The organism is Macellibacteroides sp., from assembly GCF_050251695.1.
Classification (GTDB): Bacteria; Bacteroidota; Bacteroidia; order Bacteroidales; family Tannerellaceae; genus Macellibacteroides; species Macellibacteroides fermentans.
Genome location: NZ_JBFWMI010000043.1, coordinates 1 through 16,532, shown reverse-complemented (window position 1 = coordinate 16,532; position 16,532 = coordinate 1). Strand labels below are relative to the sequence as shown.

Annotated in this window: 16 protein-coding genes; 7 read left to right on the top strand and 9 right to left on the bottom strand. The window is 42.2% G+C overall.

Annotation, left to right across the window (positions count from 1 at the left end; genetic code table 11):
- Window positions 1-40 precede the first annotated feature (40 nt).
- The 5 genes from sufB to rimP all read right to left on the bottom strand — a co-directional run bounded on the left by sufB (window position 41) and on the right by rimP (window position 6,863).
- Window positions 41-1,495, bottom strand: coding sequence for a Fe-S cluster assembly protein SufB (gene sufB, locus AB7E53_RS08135; RefSeq protein WP_079683987.1), 1,455 nt, complete (start codon window positions 1,493-1,495; stop codon window positions 41-43).
- An 83-nt stretch (window positions 1,496-1,578) separates the two neighbouring features.
- Window positions 1,579-2,106 (bottom strand): CvpA family protein, encoded by a 528-nt coding sequence (locus tag AB7E53_RS08130; RefSeq protein WP_446775116.1) that lies wholly within the window; start codon window positions 2,104-2,106, stop codon window positions 1,579-1,581.
- Window positions 2,106-5,096 (bottom strand): translation initiation factor IF-2, encoded by a 2,991-nt coding sequence (gene infB / locus AB7E53_RS08125; protein ID WP_179400128.1) that lies wholly within the window; start codon window positions 5,094-5,096, stop codon window positions 2,106-2,108. Before infB ends, AB7E53_RS08130 begins: the two co-directional genes overlap by 1 nt.
- 24 nt (window positions 5,097-5,120) lie before the next feature.
- Window positions 5,121-6,386 carry a transcription termination factor NusA gene (gene nusA / locus AB7E53_RS08120; protein ID WP_179400127.1) on the bottom strand — a complete coding sequence of 422 codons (1,266 nt, stop codon included), beginning with the start codon at window positions 6,384-6,386 and terminating at the stop codon, window positions 5,121-5,123.
- Window positions 6,387-6,395: 9 nt separating this feature from the next.
- Window positions 6,396-6,863, bottom strand: a complete 468-nt coding sequence (rimP, locus tag AB7E53_RS08115) for a ribosome assembly cofactor RimP (protein ID WP_176134074.1) — start codon at window positions 6,861-6,863, stop codon at window positions 6,396-6,398.
- A 284-nt stretch (window positions 6,864-7,147) separates the two neighbouring features.
- On the opposite strand from rimP, the gene AB7E53_RS08110 reads away from it, so the two are divergent.
- The 6 genes from AB7E53_RS08110 (at window position 7,148) to AB7E53_RS08085 (ending at window position 10,801) form a co-directional block, all read left to right on the top strand.
- Window positions 7,148-7,498, top strand: coding sequence for a CidA/LrgA family protein (locus tag AB7E53_RS08110; RefSeq protein WP_179400126.1), 351 nt, complete (start codon window positions 7,148-7,150; stop codon window positions 7,496-7,498).
- Entirely contained in the window at window positions 7,491-8,189 is a 699-nt protein-coding gene (locus tag AB7E53_RS08105) for an LrgB family protein (RefSeq protein WP_079683981.1), read from the top strand. Before AB7E53_RS08110 ends, AB7E53_RS08105 begins: the two co-directional genes overlap by 8 nt.
- A 127-nt stretch (window positions 8,190-8,316) precedes the next feature.
- Complete coding sequence (gene efp, locus AB7E53_RS08100) at window positions 8,317-8,880, top strand: elongation factor P (protein WP_079683980.1); 564 nt, start codon at window positions 8,317-8,319, stop codon at window positions 8,878-8,880.
- A gap of 75 nt (window positions 8,881-8,955) precedes the next feature.
- Complete coding sequence (gene radC / locus AB7E53_RS08095; protein WP_079683979.1) at window positions 8,956-9,678, top strand: RadC family protein; 723 nt, start codon at window positions 8,956-8,958, stop codon at window positions 9,676-9,678.
- 39 nt (window positions 9,679-9,717) lie between these two features.
- A complete protein-coding gene (locus AB7E53_RS08090) occupies window positions 9,718-10,035 on the top strand; it encodes a metal-sulfur cluster assembly factor (RefSeq protein ID WP_079683978.1) in 318 nt (105 codons plus the stop codon).
- Between the two features lie 10 nt (window positions 10,036-10,045).
- On the top strand, window positions 10,046-10,801 hold the full coding sequence (locus AB7E53_RS08085) for a UDP-2,3-diacylglucosamine diphosphatase (RefSeq protein WP_446775114.1): 756 nt from the start codon (window positions 10,046-10,048) through the stop codon (window positions 10,799-10,801).
- A gap of 134 nt (window positions 10,802-10,935) precedes the next feature.
- Here the strand turns inward: AB7E53_RS08085 and AB7E53_RS08080 are convergent, their stop codons facing one another.
- From AB7E53_RS08080 to folP, 4 genes are all read right to left on the bottom strand, one after another.
- The gene (locus AB7E53_RS08080; protein WP_446775112.1) at window positions 10,936-12,138 is read right to left on the bottom strand and encodes an acetate/propionate family kinase; all 1,203 of its coding nucleotides are present in this window, start codon (window positions 12,136-12,138) and stop codon (window positions 10,936-10,938) included.
- Window positions 12,139-12,164: 26 nt separating this feature from the next.
- On the bottom strand, window positions 12,165-13,181 hold the full coding sequence (gene pta / locus AB7E53_RS08075; protein WP_079683975.1) for a phosphate acetyltransferase: 1,017 nt from the start codon (window positions 13,179-13,181) through the stop codon (window positions 12,165-12,167).
- A gap of 125 nt (window positions 13,182-13,306) precedes the next feature.
- On the bottom strand, window positions 13,307-14,092 hold the full coding sequence (gene cdaA / locus AB7E53_RS08070; RefSeq protein ID WP_068182045.1) for a diadenylate cyclase CdaA: 786 nt from the start codon (window positions 14,090-14,092) through the stop codon (window positions 13,307-13,309).
- A 4-nt stretch (window positions 14,093-14,096) separates the two neighbouring features.
- On the bottom strand, window positions 14,097-14,942 hold the full coding sequence (gene folP / locus AB7E53_RS08065) for a dihydropteroate synthase (protein WP_446775110.1): 846 nt from the start codon (window positions 14,940-14,942) through the stop codon (window positions 14,097-14,099).
- A 103-nt stretch (window positions 14,943-15,045) separates the two neighbouring features.
- Between folP and AB7E53_RS08060 the strand changes: the two genes are divergently transcribed.
- A complete protein-coding gene (locus AB7E53_RS08060; protein WP_446775108.1) occupies window positions 15,046-16,332 on the top strand; it encodes a UDP-N-acetylmuramoyl-tripeptide--D-alanyl-D-alanine ligase in 1,287 nt (428 codons plus the stop codon).
- Window positions 16,333-16,532 lie beyond the last annotated feature (200 nt).

The window sequence follows — 16,532 nt, the reverse complement described above, 5'->3', positions numbered from 1 at the left end:
AACTATATTTATTAATTCTATATTTAGGTTGCTATTCCGATTATCCTACACTGCCTTCCAATGAAATTGAGAGAAGCTTCTGGGCCTCCACAGCAAACTCCATCGGTAGTTTATTCATTACCTCGCGGGCATACCCGTTTACAATCAGACCGACAGCCTCTTCTGTTGAAATACCTCGCTGGTTACAATAGAAGATCTGATCTTCGTTGATCTTGGAAGTGGTTGCCTCGTGTTCGATAATGGCTGTTTCGTTCTGCACATCTGCATAAGGGAATGTATGTGCACCGCAGTGGTCGCTCAGCAGAAGGCTGTCACACTGGGAGTGGTTTCGTGCATTTTCGGCACGGGGAGAAATTTTAACCAATCCACGGTAGCTGTTCTGACTGTGACCGGCAGAAATACCTTTAGAAACAATGGTGCTTTTCGTATTTCGGCCCAGGTGTACCATCTTTGTTCCGGTATCTGCCTGCTGATAGTTATTGGTAACGGCAACCGAATAGAATTCGCCTACCGAATTATCTCCTGCCAATATGCAACTGGGGTACTTCCAGGTAATAGCCGAACCGGTCTCGACCTGCGTCCACGATATTTTACTAAAATCGCCTTTGCAAAGACCCCGTTTGGTTACAAAATTGTAAATACCACCTTTACCCTCTTTATCTCCGGGATACCAGTTCTGAACGGTCGAATATTTAACTTCGGCACGCTCAAGCGCTATAATCTCTACAATGGCGGCATGAAGCTGGTTCTCGTCACGCATTGGTGCGGTACAACCTTCCAGGTAACTTACGTAGGCATCGTCTTCAGCCACAATAAGCGTACGTTCGAACTGTCCGGTGTTAGCCGCATTGATTCGGAAATAGGTTGATAATTCCATCGGACAGCGAACGCCCTTAGGAATAAACACAAACGAACCATCACTAAACACAGCGGAGTTCAGGGCTGCAAAGAAGTTATCACGATAAGAAACGACACTTCCCAGGTATTTCTGTACCAAATCAGGATGATTCTGTACAGCCTCGCTGAAAGAACAGAATATGATACCCTTTTCTGCCAGCGTCTCTTTAAACGTAGTCTTTACAGAAACACTATCCATTACGGCATCAACTGCCATGCCGGATACTCCGGCCAGCATTGCGCGCTCGTGCAAAGGGATACCCAGCTTTTCAAAAGTCTTTAATAACTCCGGATCTACTTCATCCAGACTTTTCGGACCTTCCTTTTGTTTAGGAGCTGCATAATAGATAATATCCTGATAATCGATTTCCGGGATGGATAAGTGAGGCCAGGTTGGCATTTCGAGTGTCTGCCAATGGCGGAATGCTCTTAGACGGAATTCGAGCATCCATTCGGGCTCGTTCTTTTTTGCTGAAATAATCCGGACCGTATTTTCGTCCAGACCTTTATGTATTACTTCCGTATCTATGTTGGTAACAAAACCGTACTTGTAATCGCCGGATGTTACCTCATTAAGAATATCTGTTGAATCCTGCATATATTAATCTTAAACTTTACATGTTACATAAAAACAACCACTATGCTCATTTTGTTCCTATAGGCTGATTATATCCTCATAAATCAAATCAATAGAAGATTTCCTTCTTCCTTTTCAGGTTCATTATTGTCGAAAATATGGAAGGGAGCATAAAGAGTGGGGACTAAAGAGCCGGTAAAATAGTAGAAGCGGGAATTTTCTTTGGTCTGTTTAGATATCAATTTGCTCTCCTTATCTATAGTTTCATAAAAATTGATAAAAAGACTTAGAAAAAATGTCGTGATCAGCACCCCAAGAATTCCTCCTGAAAGGTGGTTCAATATTCCAAGGGGTGTGGCGTCCACAACATTGTCCACAACCCAGCCTGCCAATGAGATGACTCCTGCAATCAAAGAAAAACCAATGATATAGCTCATAACAACGGATGTTTTTCCAGAGAACCAACCCGATTCCATGAAAAATGCCTGAAACCATAAAGCAATCTGTCCACAAAAATAGATCGCCAGGACAAGGGCCAGAAGCGAAACAACCTGTTTGATGAATCCATCAAACAGGCCTTTCACAAATCCTAAGCCGGCTAAACATACCAATGTTATATCCAACCAATTCATTATAATGTTTTCTTTACTTCCACTTCTTCATATGATTCGATAATATCTCCAACCTTGATATCGTTGTAATTGGTAATATTCAGACCACATTCGTAACCGAAAGCAACTTCCTTAACATCATCTTTATAACGTTTCAATGAGCCAAGATCGCCCGAATAGATTACGATACCATCGCGAATGAGTCGGATTTTGTTAGAACGTTTAATCTTACCTTCCTTAACCATACATCCGGCAACCGTACCAACTTTCGTAATCTTGAAGACATCGCGTACTTCTACGTTGGAAGTTATAACCTCCTTGATATCCGGTGATAACATACCTTCCATAGCCGATTTCACCTCTTCAATAGCATCGTAGATAATTGAATACAGACGAATCTCGACACCTTCTTTATCAGCCTGGCGACGGGCGGCAACAGCCGGACGAACCTGGAATCCGATAATGATGGCGTTTGAAGCAGCTGCTAAAACAACATCCGACTCTGAAATCTGACCTACAGCCTTGTGTATCACATTAACCTGAATTTCAGGAGTAGAAAGACGAATCAGCGAATCGGCCAATGCCTCAACCGAACCATCCACGTCGCCCTTCACAATTACATTCAGTTCCTGGAAGTTTCCAACGGCAATACGACGGCCGATATCATCCAAAGTAAGCATTTTCTGGGTACGCAGACCAAGTTCTCGCTGCAACTGCTCTCTTCTGGTTGCAATCTCGCGGGCTTCCTGTTCTGTTTCAAGTACGTTGAACGTGTCTCCTGCCTGAGGAGCACCATTCAATCCAAGAATCAATACAGGTTCCGAAGGTTTAGCTTCCTCAATGCGAACATTACGTTCGTTGAACATTGCTTTGATTTTTCCGTGATGGGTACCAGCCAATACGATGTCACCCATGCGAAGTGTACCTGATTCTACCAATACGGTTGAAACATAGCCACGACCTTTATCCAAGGATGATTCGATAATAGAACCTACCGCACGTTTCTTTGGATTGGCTTTCAGATCCAGCATATCGGCTTCCAGTAAGACTTTCTCAAGAAGCTCTTCCACTCCGAGTCCTTTCTTTGCCGAGATTTCCTGCGACTGGTATTTTCCACCCCAATCTTCAACCAGGTAATTCATTTTAGCCAGCTCTTCCTTGATCTTCTCAGGATTTGCACTTGGCTTATCTATTTTATTAATAGCAAATACCATTGGTACGCCGGCCGCTGCAGCGTGATTAATCGCTTCAACTGTCTGAGGCATCACATTATCGTCTGCCGCAACAATGATAATTGCGATATCGGTAACCTTTGCTCCACGTGCACGCATGGCTGTAAATGCCTCGTGACCGGGAGTATCCAGGAATGTGATTCGTCGGCCGCTCTTTAATTTCACATTATAAGCACCGATGTGCTGTGTAATACCTCCGGCTTCACCGGCAATTACATTGGCATTACGGATATTATCCAACAACGAAGTTTTACCATGGTCAACGTGTCCCATCACTGTTACGATTGGCGGACGGGTTACCATATCTTCTTCATTATCTTCTTCGTCGGCATTGATTGCTTCAACAACTTCTGCACTTACATATTCCGTCTTGAAACCAAATTCTTCTGCAACAATATTAATTGTTTCAGCATCCAGACGTTGGTTGATTGAAACCATGATACCGATACTCATACAAGTACCGATAACTTTGGTAACAGGAACATCCATCATGTTGGCCAGGTCGTTTGCAGTTACAAACTCCGTAAGCTTCAATACCATGCTTTCGCGTTCTTCCTGTTCCAGCAGTTCGTGCTCGCGACGAGATGCCGCATCACGCTTATCACGGCGATATTTCGCACCCTTTGTATTGGTTTTTCCTTTACTGGTAAGACGTGCTAAAGTTTCCTTTATCTGTTTCTGAACATCCTCTTCACTTACTTCGGCCTTTACCGGTTTTTTAAGACGCGGCTTCTGATCACTTCGCAAGGTGGGACGTGCAAAATTATTTGAACCGGGAGTAGAAGCTACATCCACACGTTCTTTCTTGATACGTTTACGTTTCTTCTTTTCTGCATCATCGCCTGGTTTTACAGGTCCAGATCCGGCCTTTACGGGAGCACCAGGTCTAGGAGCATCGCCCACTTTAACCGGAGCCGCTGGTCTAGGAGAAGAAGCATCCTTAGGTCCTTTGTGTGTTACTACGACCTTCCGTTCAGGGAAGCGCTTGTCGTCGCGTTCTTTTCTCTTTTCCTCCTTCGTCTTCTTTTTGGGACGAGTTGACTGATTGAGTGCATTTAGGTCAATCTTTCCGGTAACCTTTATATTCGACTCAAACTTGGTCGTATTAATACGGTAAACCTCTTCTGATTCGTTTTCTGTCTCAGCAGAAGGTGTCTCAACAGGTTTATCTTCTATTTTTTCAGGTCGATTATCTTTTGGAGTTTCTTTAAGCATCGGTTGTTTATCTTCGACTATTACTTTATCCACTACTATCTCTTTTTGCACTGGTTCAGACACAACTCTTTCCTCTTTAGGTGAATGAGTTTTAACAGGCGTAGTTTCAGCAACAGGCTCTGATTGCACTTTAACTTCCGGAGCAACCTCGTGTCTGACAGGTTTCTCTTCTTTTTTAATAACCGGAGCTTCTTTAACAACAGGAGGTTCCTGTTTTTTAAAGGGCTCGTCCAGGTTGATTTTGCCTTTAGTTACAATACGGGGTTTGTATTCTTCAGGTATTTCAGTCTTAATCTCATAAGATTTTTCTGGTTTGGCTGAACCAACCTCTTCAATCACCTCTTTGCGTTTATCTTTTTGAAAACGGTCTGAAGATGACCGATCGCGGTCTTTCCCGTCATGTAATCCTTTTCCAAACTCATTTACGAGCAAAGCATACTGTTCATCACTGATCTTCGTGTTGGGATTACTCTCAACATGATGACCTTTCTTATGTAAGAATTCCACCACGGAGGTGATTCCCACATTTAAATCTCTCGTTACATTTATTAATTTTATAGGCATATCTAACTTTGTCGTAATACTTATTTATTCATTATCCTGATCTTCAAACTCTGCAGACAGAACCGCCAGTATCTCATCTACTGTTGTTTCTTCCAAATCCGCACGTTCGATCAATTCTGCACGGCTCATAGCCAACACGTTCTTGGCAGTATAGCAACCAATGTTCTTAAGTGCATCGATAATCCAGCTATCGATTTCATCAGAGAACTCATCCAGGTAAATATCTTCTTCGTCTGCACCCTCTATGTCGCGGAACACATCAATTGTGTATTCTGTAAGCATACATGCCAGCTTGATATTCAGACCACCTTTACCAATGGCCAATGAAACCTCTTCCGGACGAAGGTAAACTTCCGCTTTTTTATCATCCTCGCTTACTCGGATTGAAGATATTTTAGCAGGACTCAGTGCACGTTGAATAAACAAGGACACGTTAGACGTAAAGTTTATCACATCAATATTCTCATTGCGAAGCTCGCGTACAATTCCATGAATACGCGACCCCTTCATCCCTACACAGGCTCCAACAGGGTCGATACGGTCATCATAAGACTCTACAGCCACTTTTGCTCTTTCTCCCGGTATGCGGGCAATTCTCTTTATTGTGATAAGTCCGTCGTTTATTTCAGGCACTTCCAATTCAAACAATCTTTCCAGAAAAACAGGAGCTGTTCTCGAAAGGATGATTTTAGGATTGTTGTTTAAATTATCAACCCGTAACACTACAGCACGTACTGTCTCTCCTTTACGATAAAAGTCGGAAGGAATCTGTTCTGTCTTAGGCAACAACAATTCATTACCGTCGTCATCAAGCAGTAAAATTTCTTTTTTCCAAACCTGATATACATCTGCAGATACAATCTGACCGATTTTATCTTTATATTTTGCAAACAAACTATCTTTCTGTAATTCAAGAATCTTAGATGCCAGCGTTTGACGAAGATTCAAAATAGCTCTGCGACCGAAATCAGCGAAGTGTACCTCATCAGTAACCTCTTCTCCAACTTCACAGTCGGCATCAATTTTCCGGGCCTCTGTCTGTGTAATCTGCAACGTTGGGTTTTCCAACTCATCATCAGCCACAACCGTCCGGTTTCTCCAGATTTCAAAGTCGCCTTTCTCAGGATTGATAATAACATCAAAGTTTTCGTCCGTTCCGAACATCTTTGCAATCACGTTCCGGAAAGAATCCTCCAAAACGCTGATCATGGTGTCTTTATCGATATTTTTTAAATCCTTGAATTCTGCTAATGTATCAATCATGCTGATTGTTTCCTCTTTCTTGGCCATAATCTTATTTTACTTGAATCGTATTAAGTATTTTGTATTTTTTATTTCATCAAAAGTATAAATCACATCTTCCTGAACAGTAACTTTCCGTTTTGCACCTTCCGGCTTCACCTGTTTTTCAATGGAAATAACTATACCTTTCTCATCAGCCGATTTTAGCAAACCGGTAAGTTTTATCCCGTTTTTCAACAAGACTTCTACCTCGTTTCCCACATTCTTAAGATACTGACGAAGAACTTTAAAAGGAGAAGTTACGCCTGCTGAACCAACCTCCAGTTCGAAGTCTTCGGCTTCACGGTCCAGATTGTCTTCCAGATAACGGCTCAAAGCCACACAATCATCTATACACACTGCATCGTCATTATCAATCTCGACGACAATCAAGTTTCCTGGTTTAATCACAACATCAACCAGATAATTGGCTGAGGAAGCCAGATAATCTTCCGCTAACTGGGTAATCTTACTTTTTTCTATCATATACATATGGTTAAGAACAAAAGAAGGGGGCTACCCGCCCCCTCCTCATCTTCTCTTTATCGCTTGCAAATATACAAATTATCAGCCTGTTTGCAAAAAAAATATGCCTTTTTATTGCTATATAGGCTGCTGGTGTATTAAAATTCATTAAATAAATATAAAATCAGCGTTTTGTTTTTTCTTCCTCTAGTGAACAATAAACAATTATTAGCGCTTATAAACATGTTTTACAACATAATTTGATTTTATATTGTTATATTTGCAACGACTTAATAAAGAGGCTTATGCTTATAGAAGTTTTTTATATTCTCTTCTTTTTCTTTGCTGGGGAATTTGTCAGTCATTTCCTTGGGGGTTTTATTCCAGGCAGCGTTATCGGCATGATATTACTCTTCCTCGCTCTTGTAGCCGGGTGGGTGAAACCGCTTAAAGTAAAAAAGATATCTACATTTCTCACCCAGAACATGGGTATATTTTTCCTCCCCGCCGGAGTGGGTTTGATGAATGCGTTGGGCATCATCTCCGAATACTGGGTTGTCATCGTAACGGCATGCGTTGTAAGTACTGTTCTTGTTATTGCAACGGTAGGAATTGTTCAACAAAAAATGGGAAAGGAGATAAAAGAAGATGAATAACCTGCTCGAATCGGAAGTTTTTATTCTTACGCTGGTAGTTGGAACCTATGTTGCATCGACGATACTTTACAGAAAGACAAAAATAGGTCTGCTTCATCCGCTCCTAACATCTATTTTGGTGATAATCGCGGTTTTGCAAATTACAGGCATCTCTTATGAGACCTTTCGGGAGGGAAGCCGGATCATTAATTTCATGCTCGGGCCTACTGTTGTAGCTTTAGGTTATGTCCTTTATGAACAGATGAAAAATCTGAAGGGAAATGTCGTATCTATCCTTACCTCCCTATTCGTTGGGTCGCTGACAGGGATAATCAGCGTCATCCTTATATGTAAGGCAATGGGAGCCAGCGACATACTGATTGCATCCATCCAGCCTAAATCTGTCACAACGCCAATCGCCATCGAAATAGCAGAAAAAACAGGCGGAATCCCATCGCTTACAGCAGTGATAGTTGTAGCCGTTGGAATATTCGGTAGTATGGCCGGTCCTTTCATCCTAAAAAAATTAGGTGTCGAAAACCGGATTGCCAAGGGATTAGCCCTTGGAGCCTCTGCTCACGGCATCGGAACATCCGTAGCTATACAGATTGGAGCCATTGAAGGAGCAATCAGCGGATTGGCAATTGGTATTATGGGAATCATGACAGCCATTCTCGTACCTCTGGTACAAGCTTTCCTAACCCTCTTTTGATACCCTACTTTATTGATTTGCAACCTATTTTATTCAGAAAAGGAATACAAATATTGCTTTATTGAATGAAAAATTCTACTTTTGCGGTCTGTTCGATAAACTATTAAACTAATTATATAAAATATTTATGGCTACTACAGCAGATTTCAGAAATGGCATGTGCCTTGATATTGATGGAACATACTATTTCATCGTTGAATTCTTACATGTAAAACCAGGTAAAGGTCCCGCTTTCGTAAGAACCAAACTAAAAAATGTTACAACAGGTCGCATTTTAGATAAAACATGGAATTCAGGAGTTAAGGTTGAAGAGGTTCGTATCGAGCGTCGCCCTTATCAGTTCCTTTACAAGGACGAAATGGGTTACAATTTTATGCACCCTGAAACATTCGAACAAATCTCCATTCCTGGAGAAACAATCGATGGTGTTCAGTTCCTGAAAGAGGGAGATACCGTAGAAGCAATGGTTCACGCTGCCACTGAAACAGTTCTTACCTGCGAGCTTCCGGTAAAGGTAACACTTCAGGTTACTTACACCGAACCAGGAATTAAAGGAGACACTGCAACCAACACATTGAAACCTGCTACTGTGGAAACAGGTGCAGAAGTTCGTGTTCCTTTGTTTATCACAGAAGGTGAATTTATTGAAATCGACACACGCGACGGTTCATACCTCGGTCGTGTTCGCTAAGGAATAAACTAATATTACTAAAGCATAGATGTGTAATTACATCTATGCTTTTCTTTTTTTACAAAACCATCAACTATGTCTGAAAAAACCAACAACCTTCCAATAAAATCGTGGGCTACCGAAGACCGGCCACGTGAAAAAATGCTCCAAAAAGGAGTATCATCTCTTACAGATGCCGAACTTCTTGCCATTCTGATCGGATCTGGGAACAGTAATGAAAGTGCCGTCCAATTAGCCCAACGCATCCTGTTACATGCAGATAACAATCTAAACTCACTTGCCAAACTATCGGTTAATGATCTGGTGCGCGAATTCAAAGGAATTGGCCAGGCCAAGGCTGTTACCATCTGTGCAGCCATGGAATTGGGGAAACGCAGAAATGTGAGCGAAATACTACAGAGATCGGTAATCAGATGTAGTAATGATGCTTATCAGCTGTTTCATCCGCATCTTTGCGATCTTCCGCACGAAGAATTATGGATTGCACTCATGAACCGTTCAGCCAAAGTAATTGTTAAAGTAAAAATAAGCCAGGGAGGAACAGGCGAAACAACAGCTGATATCCAATTAATGCTAAAAGCGGCCATTAGCAATCTGGCATCGGGTATAATTCTTTGTCACAACCACCCCTCGGGCAACTATCATCCCAGTCAGAGTGACGACCGTCTGACACACAAACTATATAGATCTGCCAAACTGATGGATCTCTCGCTTCTTGACCATATAATTGTATGCGACGGAAGTTATTATAGCTATGCTGATGAAGGGCGATTGATTCCGACTGATGAGAGAATTTGAAGAATTAATGTATATTTGCACTAATAAAAAAGTAGCATTATGAATAACGAATTTCTGCAAACTGAAGAAGCTATCGTAGCGATGCTTAAAACAGTATATGATCCTGAAATCCCTGTGAATGTATATGACCTGGGATTAATATATAAAGTAGATGTCGATGATGAAAAGAACGTTCGCATCGACATGACCCTCACAGCTCCCAACTGTCCGGCGGTAGATTTCATCGTTGAGGATGTACGAATGAAGGTTGAGAGTGTAGACGGTGTTAAAAGCGTTGAGATAAACCTGGTTTTTGAGCCCGAATGGCATAGGGATATGATGTCTGAAGAGGCTAAACTTGAACTGGGATTCCTCTAAGCGTTCATAAATGGGAAAAGGCAATAAAATATACTTTATCTCGGATGCTCATCTGGGCGCCCGTTTTCATAGAGATCCCCGGGCGATAGAGAACAAGCTGGTCAGGTGGCTGGATAGCATCAAAGAGGATGCAGCTGCACTTTATCTGCTGGGAGATATGTTCGACTATTGGTATGAATATAAATATGTCGTACCTAAAGGACACGTCCGCTTCCTTGGCAAGCTGGCCGAACTTTCAGACAGAGGAATCGAGATACATTTCTTTATTGGCAACCACGACATCTGGATGTTTGATTACCTTGAAAAGGAGATCGGTGCCATTATACACCGGGAGCCAATAACGGTTGATCTGCTGGGTAAACGCTTTTTCCTTGCTCACGGAGACGAGGTGGACAACCGAAGCCTGGCTTTCCGTTTTATCAGGAGCCTGTTCAGAAACAAATTCTGTCAGTGGTTATATGCAGGTATTCATCCGAGATGGAGTTTCGGATTTGCGATGGGATGGTCGCTTAGCAGCCGTAAAAGCGGTCTTGACAGGGAAGACAAGTACGAAGGAGAAGCTTCGGAATACCTGGTAGCCTTTTCGAAGGACTATTTACAGACGCATCCGGATATAAACTTCTTCATCTTCGGTCACCGGCATGTTATGCTTGACCTGCAACTCACCCATACATCACGTATGCTGATCGGAGGCGACTGGATGCAGTTTTTCTCGTATATAGAATGGGACGGAACAACGTTGTTTCTGGATCAGTTTGAAGGATAAGGCTAAATATTAAACCCAAAAGAATCGCCGAAAGGTAATAAAACCTGGTTATCAAGGGACTATTCAGCATATTATAAACAAAAAGAGGGTGAATTTCAAATGTGATTCACCCTCTTTTTTATAATAAGTAAGTACTACTCTTTGATTAGTATTTCAAGTGTATCTTTTGCAATAGTCAGCTCCTCATCAGTTGGAACAACCATTACCGTCACTTTACTGTCGGGCGTACTGATAATCATCTCTTGTCCACGCATATGGTCGTTCTTAGCTTCATCAAGTTTGATGCCCATGAATTCCATCTCGCGACAAACAGCCGTACGTGTAGACCATTGGTTTTCACCTACACCGCCTGTAAATATAAGGAGATCCAAACCACCCAAAGCAGCTGCATAGGCACCGATATACTTCTTGATGCGGTAATTGTATACATTCATGGTCAAAATAGCCTTCTTGTCGCCATCTTCAATCGCAGCTTCAATCTCACGCATATCAGACGAAATGCTTGAAAGTCCCATCACACCACTCTGTTTGTTAATCAGATCAGACAATCCGGCAGCGTTCAGTCCCTCTTTATCCATGATGAAAGACAAAGCACCAGCGTCCACATCACCACAACGAGTACCCATCAACAGGCCTTCAACCGGAGTAAGTCCCATGGTTGTATCAATACTCTTTCCATCTTTAATGGCAGTAATTGAACCCCCGTTACCGATGTGAGCAGTGATAATACGTTGTTTTTCATAAGGAACACCAAGGACATCACATGCACGCTGAGAAACAAAACGGTGACTGGTTCCATGGAAGCCGTAACGACGGATACCATACTTCTTGTAAAGAGAATAAGGTAAACCATACATATAAGCATAATCGGGCATAGTCTGGTGGAAAGCCGTATCAAAAACGGCAACCTGAGGGATACCCGGTATAATTGCGTCCATGGCACGAATACCTTTCAAGTTGGGCGGGTTATGCAATGGGGCCAGATCAATACATTCAACAACCTTACCGATCACCTCATTGGTGATACGTACACTGCTGCTGAATTTTTCGCCCCCATGAACTACACGGTGACCAACGGCATCGATTTCATTTAATGATTTGATACATCCATATTTATTGTCGGTAAGAATACTCAAAATAAACTGGATTGCCACATTATGTTCCGGCAACTCTTTTTCCAAAACTACCTTTTCACCACTTGGCAAAGTAAATTTCAGAAATGAGCCGGGTAAGCCAAGCTTTTCCACACCACCCTGAGCCATCACCTCCTGTTTGGACATATCAAACAGTTTGTATTTTACCGATGAGCTACCGCAATTCAATACTAAAATTATCATGATCTTTATTTTTGTTATTCAGTTTCTTATTTCGCTGATGCTTTTAACCCGATTGCCTGATTGGCAGCAATAGCAACCATTTTATATATATCATCAACAGAACAACCTCTGCTAAGGTCGTTTACCGGGGCTGCAATTCCCTGGAGGATAGGTCCTACTGCCTGTGCGCCAGCCAGACGCTGAACCAGCTTATAAGCAATATTTCCCACTTCAAGCGTAGGGAAAACCAATACGTTGGCTTTGCCGGCAATCTCGCTTCCCGGTGCTTTTTGAGCAGCAACAACATCCACAATAGCTGCATCAGCCTGCAACTCACCGTCAATTTTCAAATCGGGAGCCATCTCTTTTGCAAGGCGGGTTGCTTCCACAACTTTATCAACCATCTCGTGAGATGCGCTTCCTTTCGTTGAGAAACTTAGCATTGCCACTTTAGGATCCGCCCCAACGATGTCACGGGTTGTCTGTGCAGTTGACACAGCAATCTGTGCAAGTTCGGCAGCAGTTGGGTTAGGCATTACAGCACAATCTGCAAATACCAAAAGACCATTGTCGCCATAGGACTTATCTTTCAAAAACATCAGGAAAGCTCCTGAAACGCAGCTAATACCCGGAGCAGTCTTTACAATCTGCAAAGCAGGTCTCAACACGTCCCCTGTTGTATTTTGAGCTCCGGCAATTTCTCCATCCGCATCTCCTGCTTTAATCATCAGACAACCCAGATACAATGGATTCTCTACTAAAACAGCGGCCTTTTCGGGAGTCATTCCCTTCTTTTGTCTCAACTGAAAAAGCAAATCGGCATAAGCCTCCTTCTTTTCATGATTCAGGGGATCTACAATCGTAGCAAGATCAATATTCTTCAATCCATAAGAAGCAGCCAGTTGACTGATTTCCGTCTTATTTCCAATCAAAATAATAGAAGCCACACCGTCTGCCAATAGTTTGTCGGCAGCACGAAGCGTTCTTTCTTCGGTACCTTCAGGAAGAACAATACGTTGTTTGTTAGCTTTAGCGCGTGTAATAATGTCTTGCAATAAGTCCATAGCGGAAGATATTTATATATTTTAAGATAATTATCTGTTTTCGACTACAAAATTAGGCAAAATGCAATATAGAGTTTACAAAATAAGCAAGATATTTACACCTCAACTTGGCACTTTCACAAACATTAACAGAAGTTTGTCACCTCCCGTTCGCCGGAAAGTATCTGTTGGAGTTCTTCGGCTGACACATTTACACAAAGATTGCCTAAGTGTGCAACGGAGATACGTCCGCGCTCTTCGGATACAATAATCACCATCGCATCTGTTTCCATAGACATTCCCAATCCCGAGCGATGTCTTAGCCCCAATTCTTTCGGAATATTGGCATTCTGAGCAACCGGGAGAATACAACCGGCAGCCCTTATTTTATTATCCGAAATTATCATCGCGCCATCATGAAGGGGACTATTCTTAAAAAAAATATTTTCTATCAATCGGGCATTAACATCGGCATTAAACATTTCTCCAGTATGTTCATATAGAGCCAAATCCATATCTCTTTCGACCACAATAAGGGCTCCCGTTTTTTTCCTTGCCATATTCATACAAGACAGAACAACCGGCGCAATGTACTTTCCCTCTTTTTCGCCGGCATCCTCACGGGTAGAAAAAAGCTTCGCCAGAAACTTCCAGCCTTTGTGAGAACCCAATGCAAGCAGAAAGCGACGGATCTCATCCTGAAATAATACGATTAAAACAACAAAACCTACGCTGATAAATTTATCCAGGATAGCTCCCATCAAACGCATTTCAAGAATCTGAGACATCAGAATCCAGACTACCACAAATGAAACCACCCCACTGAATATACCTAACGTTCCGGACGACTTCATCAATTTGTAGGTCTGGTAAAGGAAAAAGGCTACCAGTAAGACATCAATGAGATCCTTTATGCCAAAATTCATCCACATACGATTACTGTATATTAGAAAGTTTATCAATTATTCGAATCGCCTCAACCGCCTGCTTAACATCATGCACCCTTAATATATCAGCTCCATGCTGCAATGCAAACGTATTCAGCACCGTTGTGCCGTTCAAACTTTCAGAAGGATCCGTATCAAGCAATCTGTAGATCATACTCTTTCTGGAGATACCTACCAGCAATGGCATATCAAAAAGTCTGAACTCGTTCATCCGGGCCATCAGTTCGTAGTTCTGATCAAGGGTTTTACTAAAACCGAACCCAGGATCCAGGATTACATCATTTACTCCCAATTCATTTAATTGTCGTATTTTTTCTGAAAAGTACAACATTACCTCTCCCATAAAATCGGCATAATCCACTTTATGCTGCATGGTTTGCGGCGTACCACGCATATGCATTAATATGTAGGGTACCTGCAGATCGGCAGCAGTCGAAAACATTTCCGGATCCAACTCGCCTCCCGATATATCATTAATGATAGCCACACCGTATTTTTCAACGCAAGCTCTTGCTATTCCGGCCCTGAATGTATCTACAGAGGTTATTACATCCGGGTAATGACGTAAAATGATATCCAGAGCCAACGACAGACGATTCATCTCTTCATCCGGGCTAACCTCCTTTGCATCCGGGCGGGAGGAATAACCACCCAGATCAATCATTCCTCCACCTTCTGCAAGAATGGTTTCAATTCGTTCCGTTATCTCTTTTTCAGTCTGCTTACGGCTGCCCGAATAAAACGAATCTGGAGTAATATTTAATATCCCCATCACCAGGGGCTCTTTAAGTTCGAGAAGAGTTCCTCTAATATTTAATGTTTTAGTAGCGGTCATACATTTATTCTCCCTGAAGTTTCAAACAATTTTCTACAAATGTAAGGAAATAATATAATATGCTTACTTTTGCATCGCGATAATCTGTTAATGAGGTAAGGCTATGACTATTTCTGAATTGTACGAATTATACCTGCACAATCCTAAAGTGACAACCGACAGTAGAAACTGTCCGTTTGGTTCAATTTTCTTTGCTCTCAAAGGTGAAAACTTTGATGGCAACCAGTATGCATCCAAGGCTCTTGACTCCGGATGCGCATATGCGGTAATAGACAATCCTGACTATATCACCGGAGACAGAACCATCCTTGTGGATAATGTGCTCAAAACGCTTCAACAACTGGCACACAGACATCGGAAAGCTTTGGGAACTCCGGTTATAGGAATAACCGGAAGTAATGGCAAGACAACTACCAAAGAATTACTGGCTGCTGTGTTATCAACCAAATACAACCTTTTGTACACCGAAGGAAACCTGAACAATCATATTGGAGTTCCGCTTACTCTACTAAGGCTAAATCACCAGCATGAAATGGCCATCATAGAAATGGGAGCAAGTCATCCGGGCGATATCAAAGAACTTGCAGAAATCGCAGCCCCAAACTACGGCATAATCACCAACGTGGGACAAGCACATCTGGAAGGATTCGGATCCTTCGAAGGAGTAATAAAGACCAAGGGCGAATTATACGATTATATACGCCAGACCAAAGGGAAAATTTTCATTAAAAAAGAAAACAAATTCCTTCAACCCATCGCTAAAGGAATTGAACAAATTAGCTACGGCACAGACGAAAGCTCTTTTGCTTCTGGCAAAGTGGCATCCTGCAGTCCGTTTTTAATCTTCGACTGGAAGCAACAAGGGAAAATTCATACCGTGGAAACTCATCTGATTGGCAGCTACAACCTCGATAACGTGCTGGTGGCCGTAGCCATCGGCCGGTATTTTAAGATTCCTGCCGAGCGGATCAGCCGAGCCATTGCATCCTACGAACCCAACAACAACCGCTCTCAATTTAAAGAGACCGAACACAACAAGCTTATCATCGATGCCTATAACGCCAATCCAAGCAGCATGAAGGCAGCTATCGACAACTTTGCAGCCATGCAGGTTGATACCCCTAAGGCAGTCATTCTGGGCGATATGCGTGAGTTGGGTGAAACAAGTGACGCTCTGCATGCCGAAATTGTAAAGCAAATTGAACAGGCCGGATTCGATAAGGTATATCTTTGCGGCGAACATTTTTCGTCGACCGGCACCAGCTTCATGCATTTTCCGAATATAGAAGAGCTTATGAGCGAACTTACCCAAAAACCATTGAAAGGATACCATATCCTCATCAAGGGATCGAGAGGTATGACCCTCGAAAAAACGCTTTCATTACTATAGTTCCGGCACTAAACAGATATAAAAAAGGGGGATGTTCAGTTTGTTGAACATCCCCCTTTTTTATATTTAATTCATCACTAGTGTCCACTAAAAAAAATTAAGACTTAATTGTCCATCATTAATCACATCAGCAGGCTCTTTTATAAAGAGGTCCTTAATTGGAGTCTTATCCAGGAGCGATGCACTCAATATTCTCAACA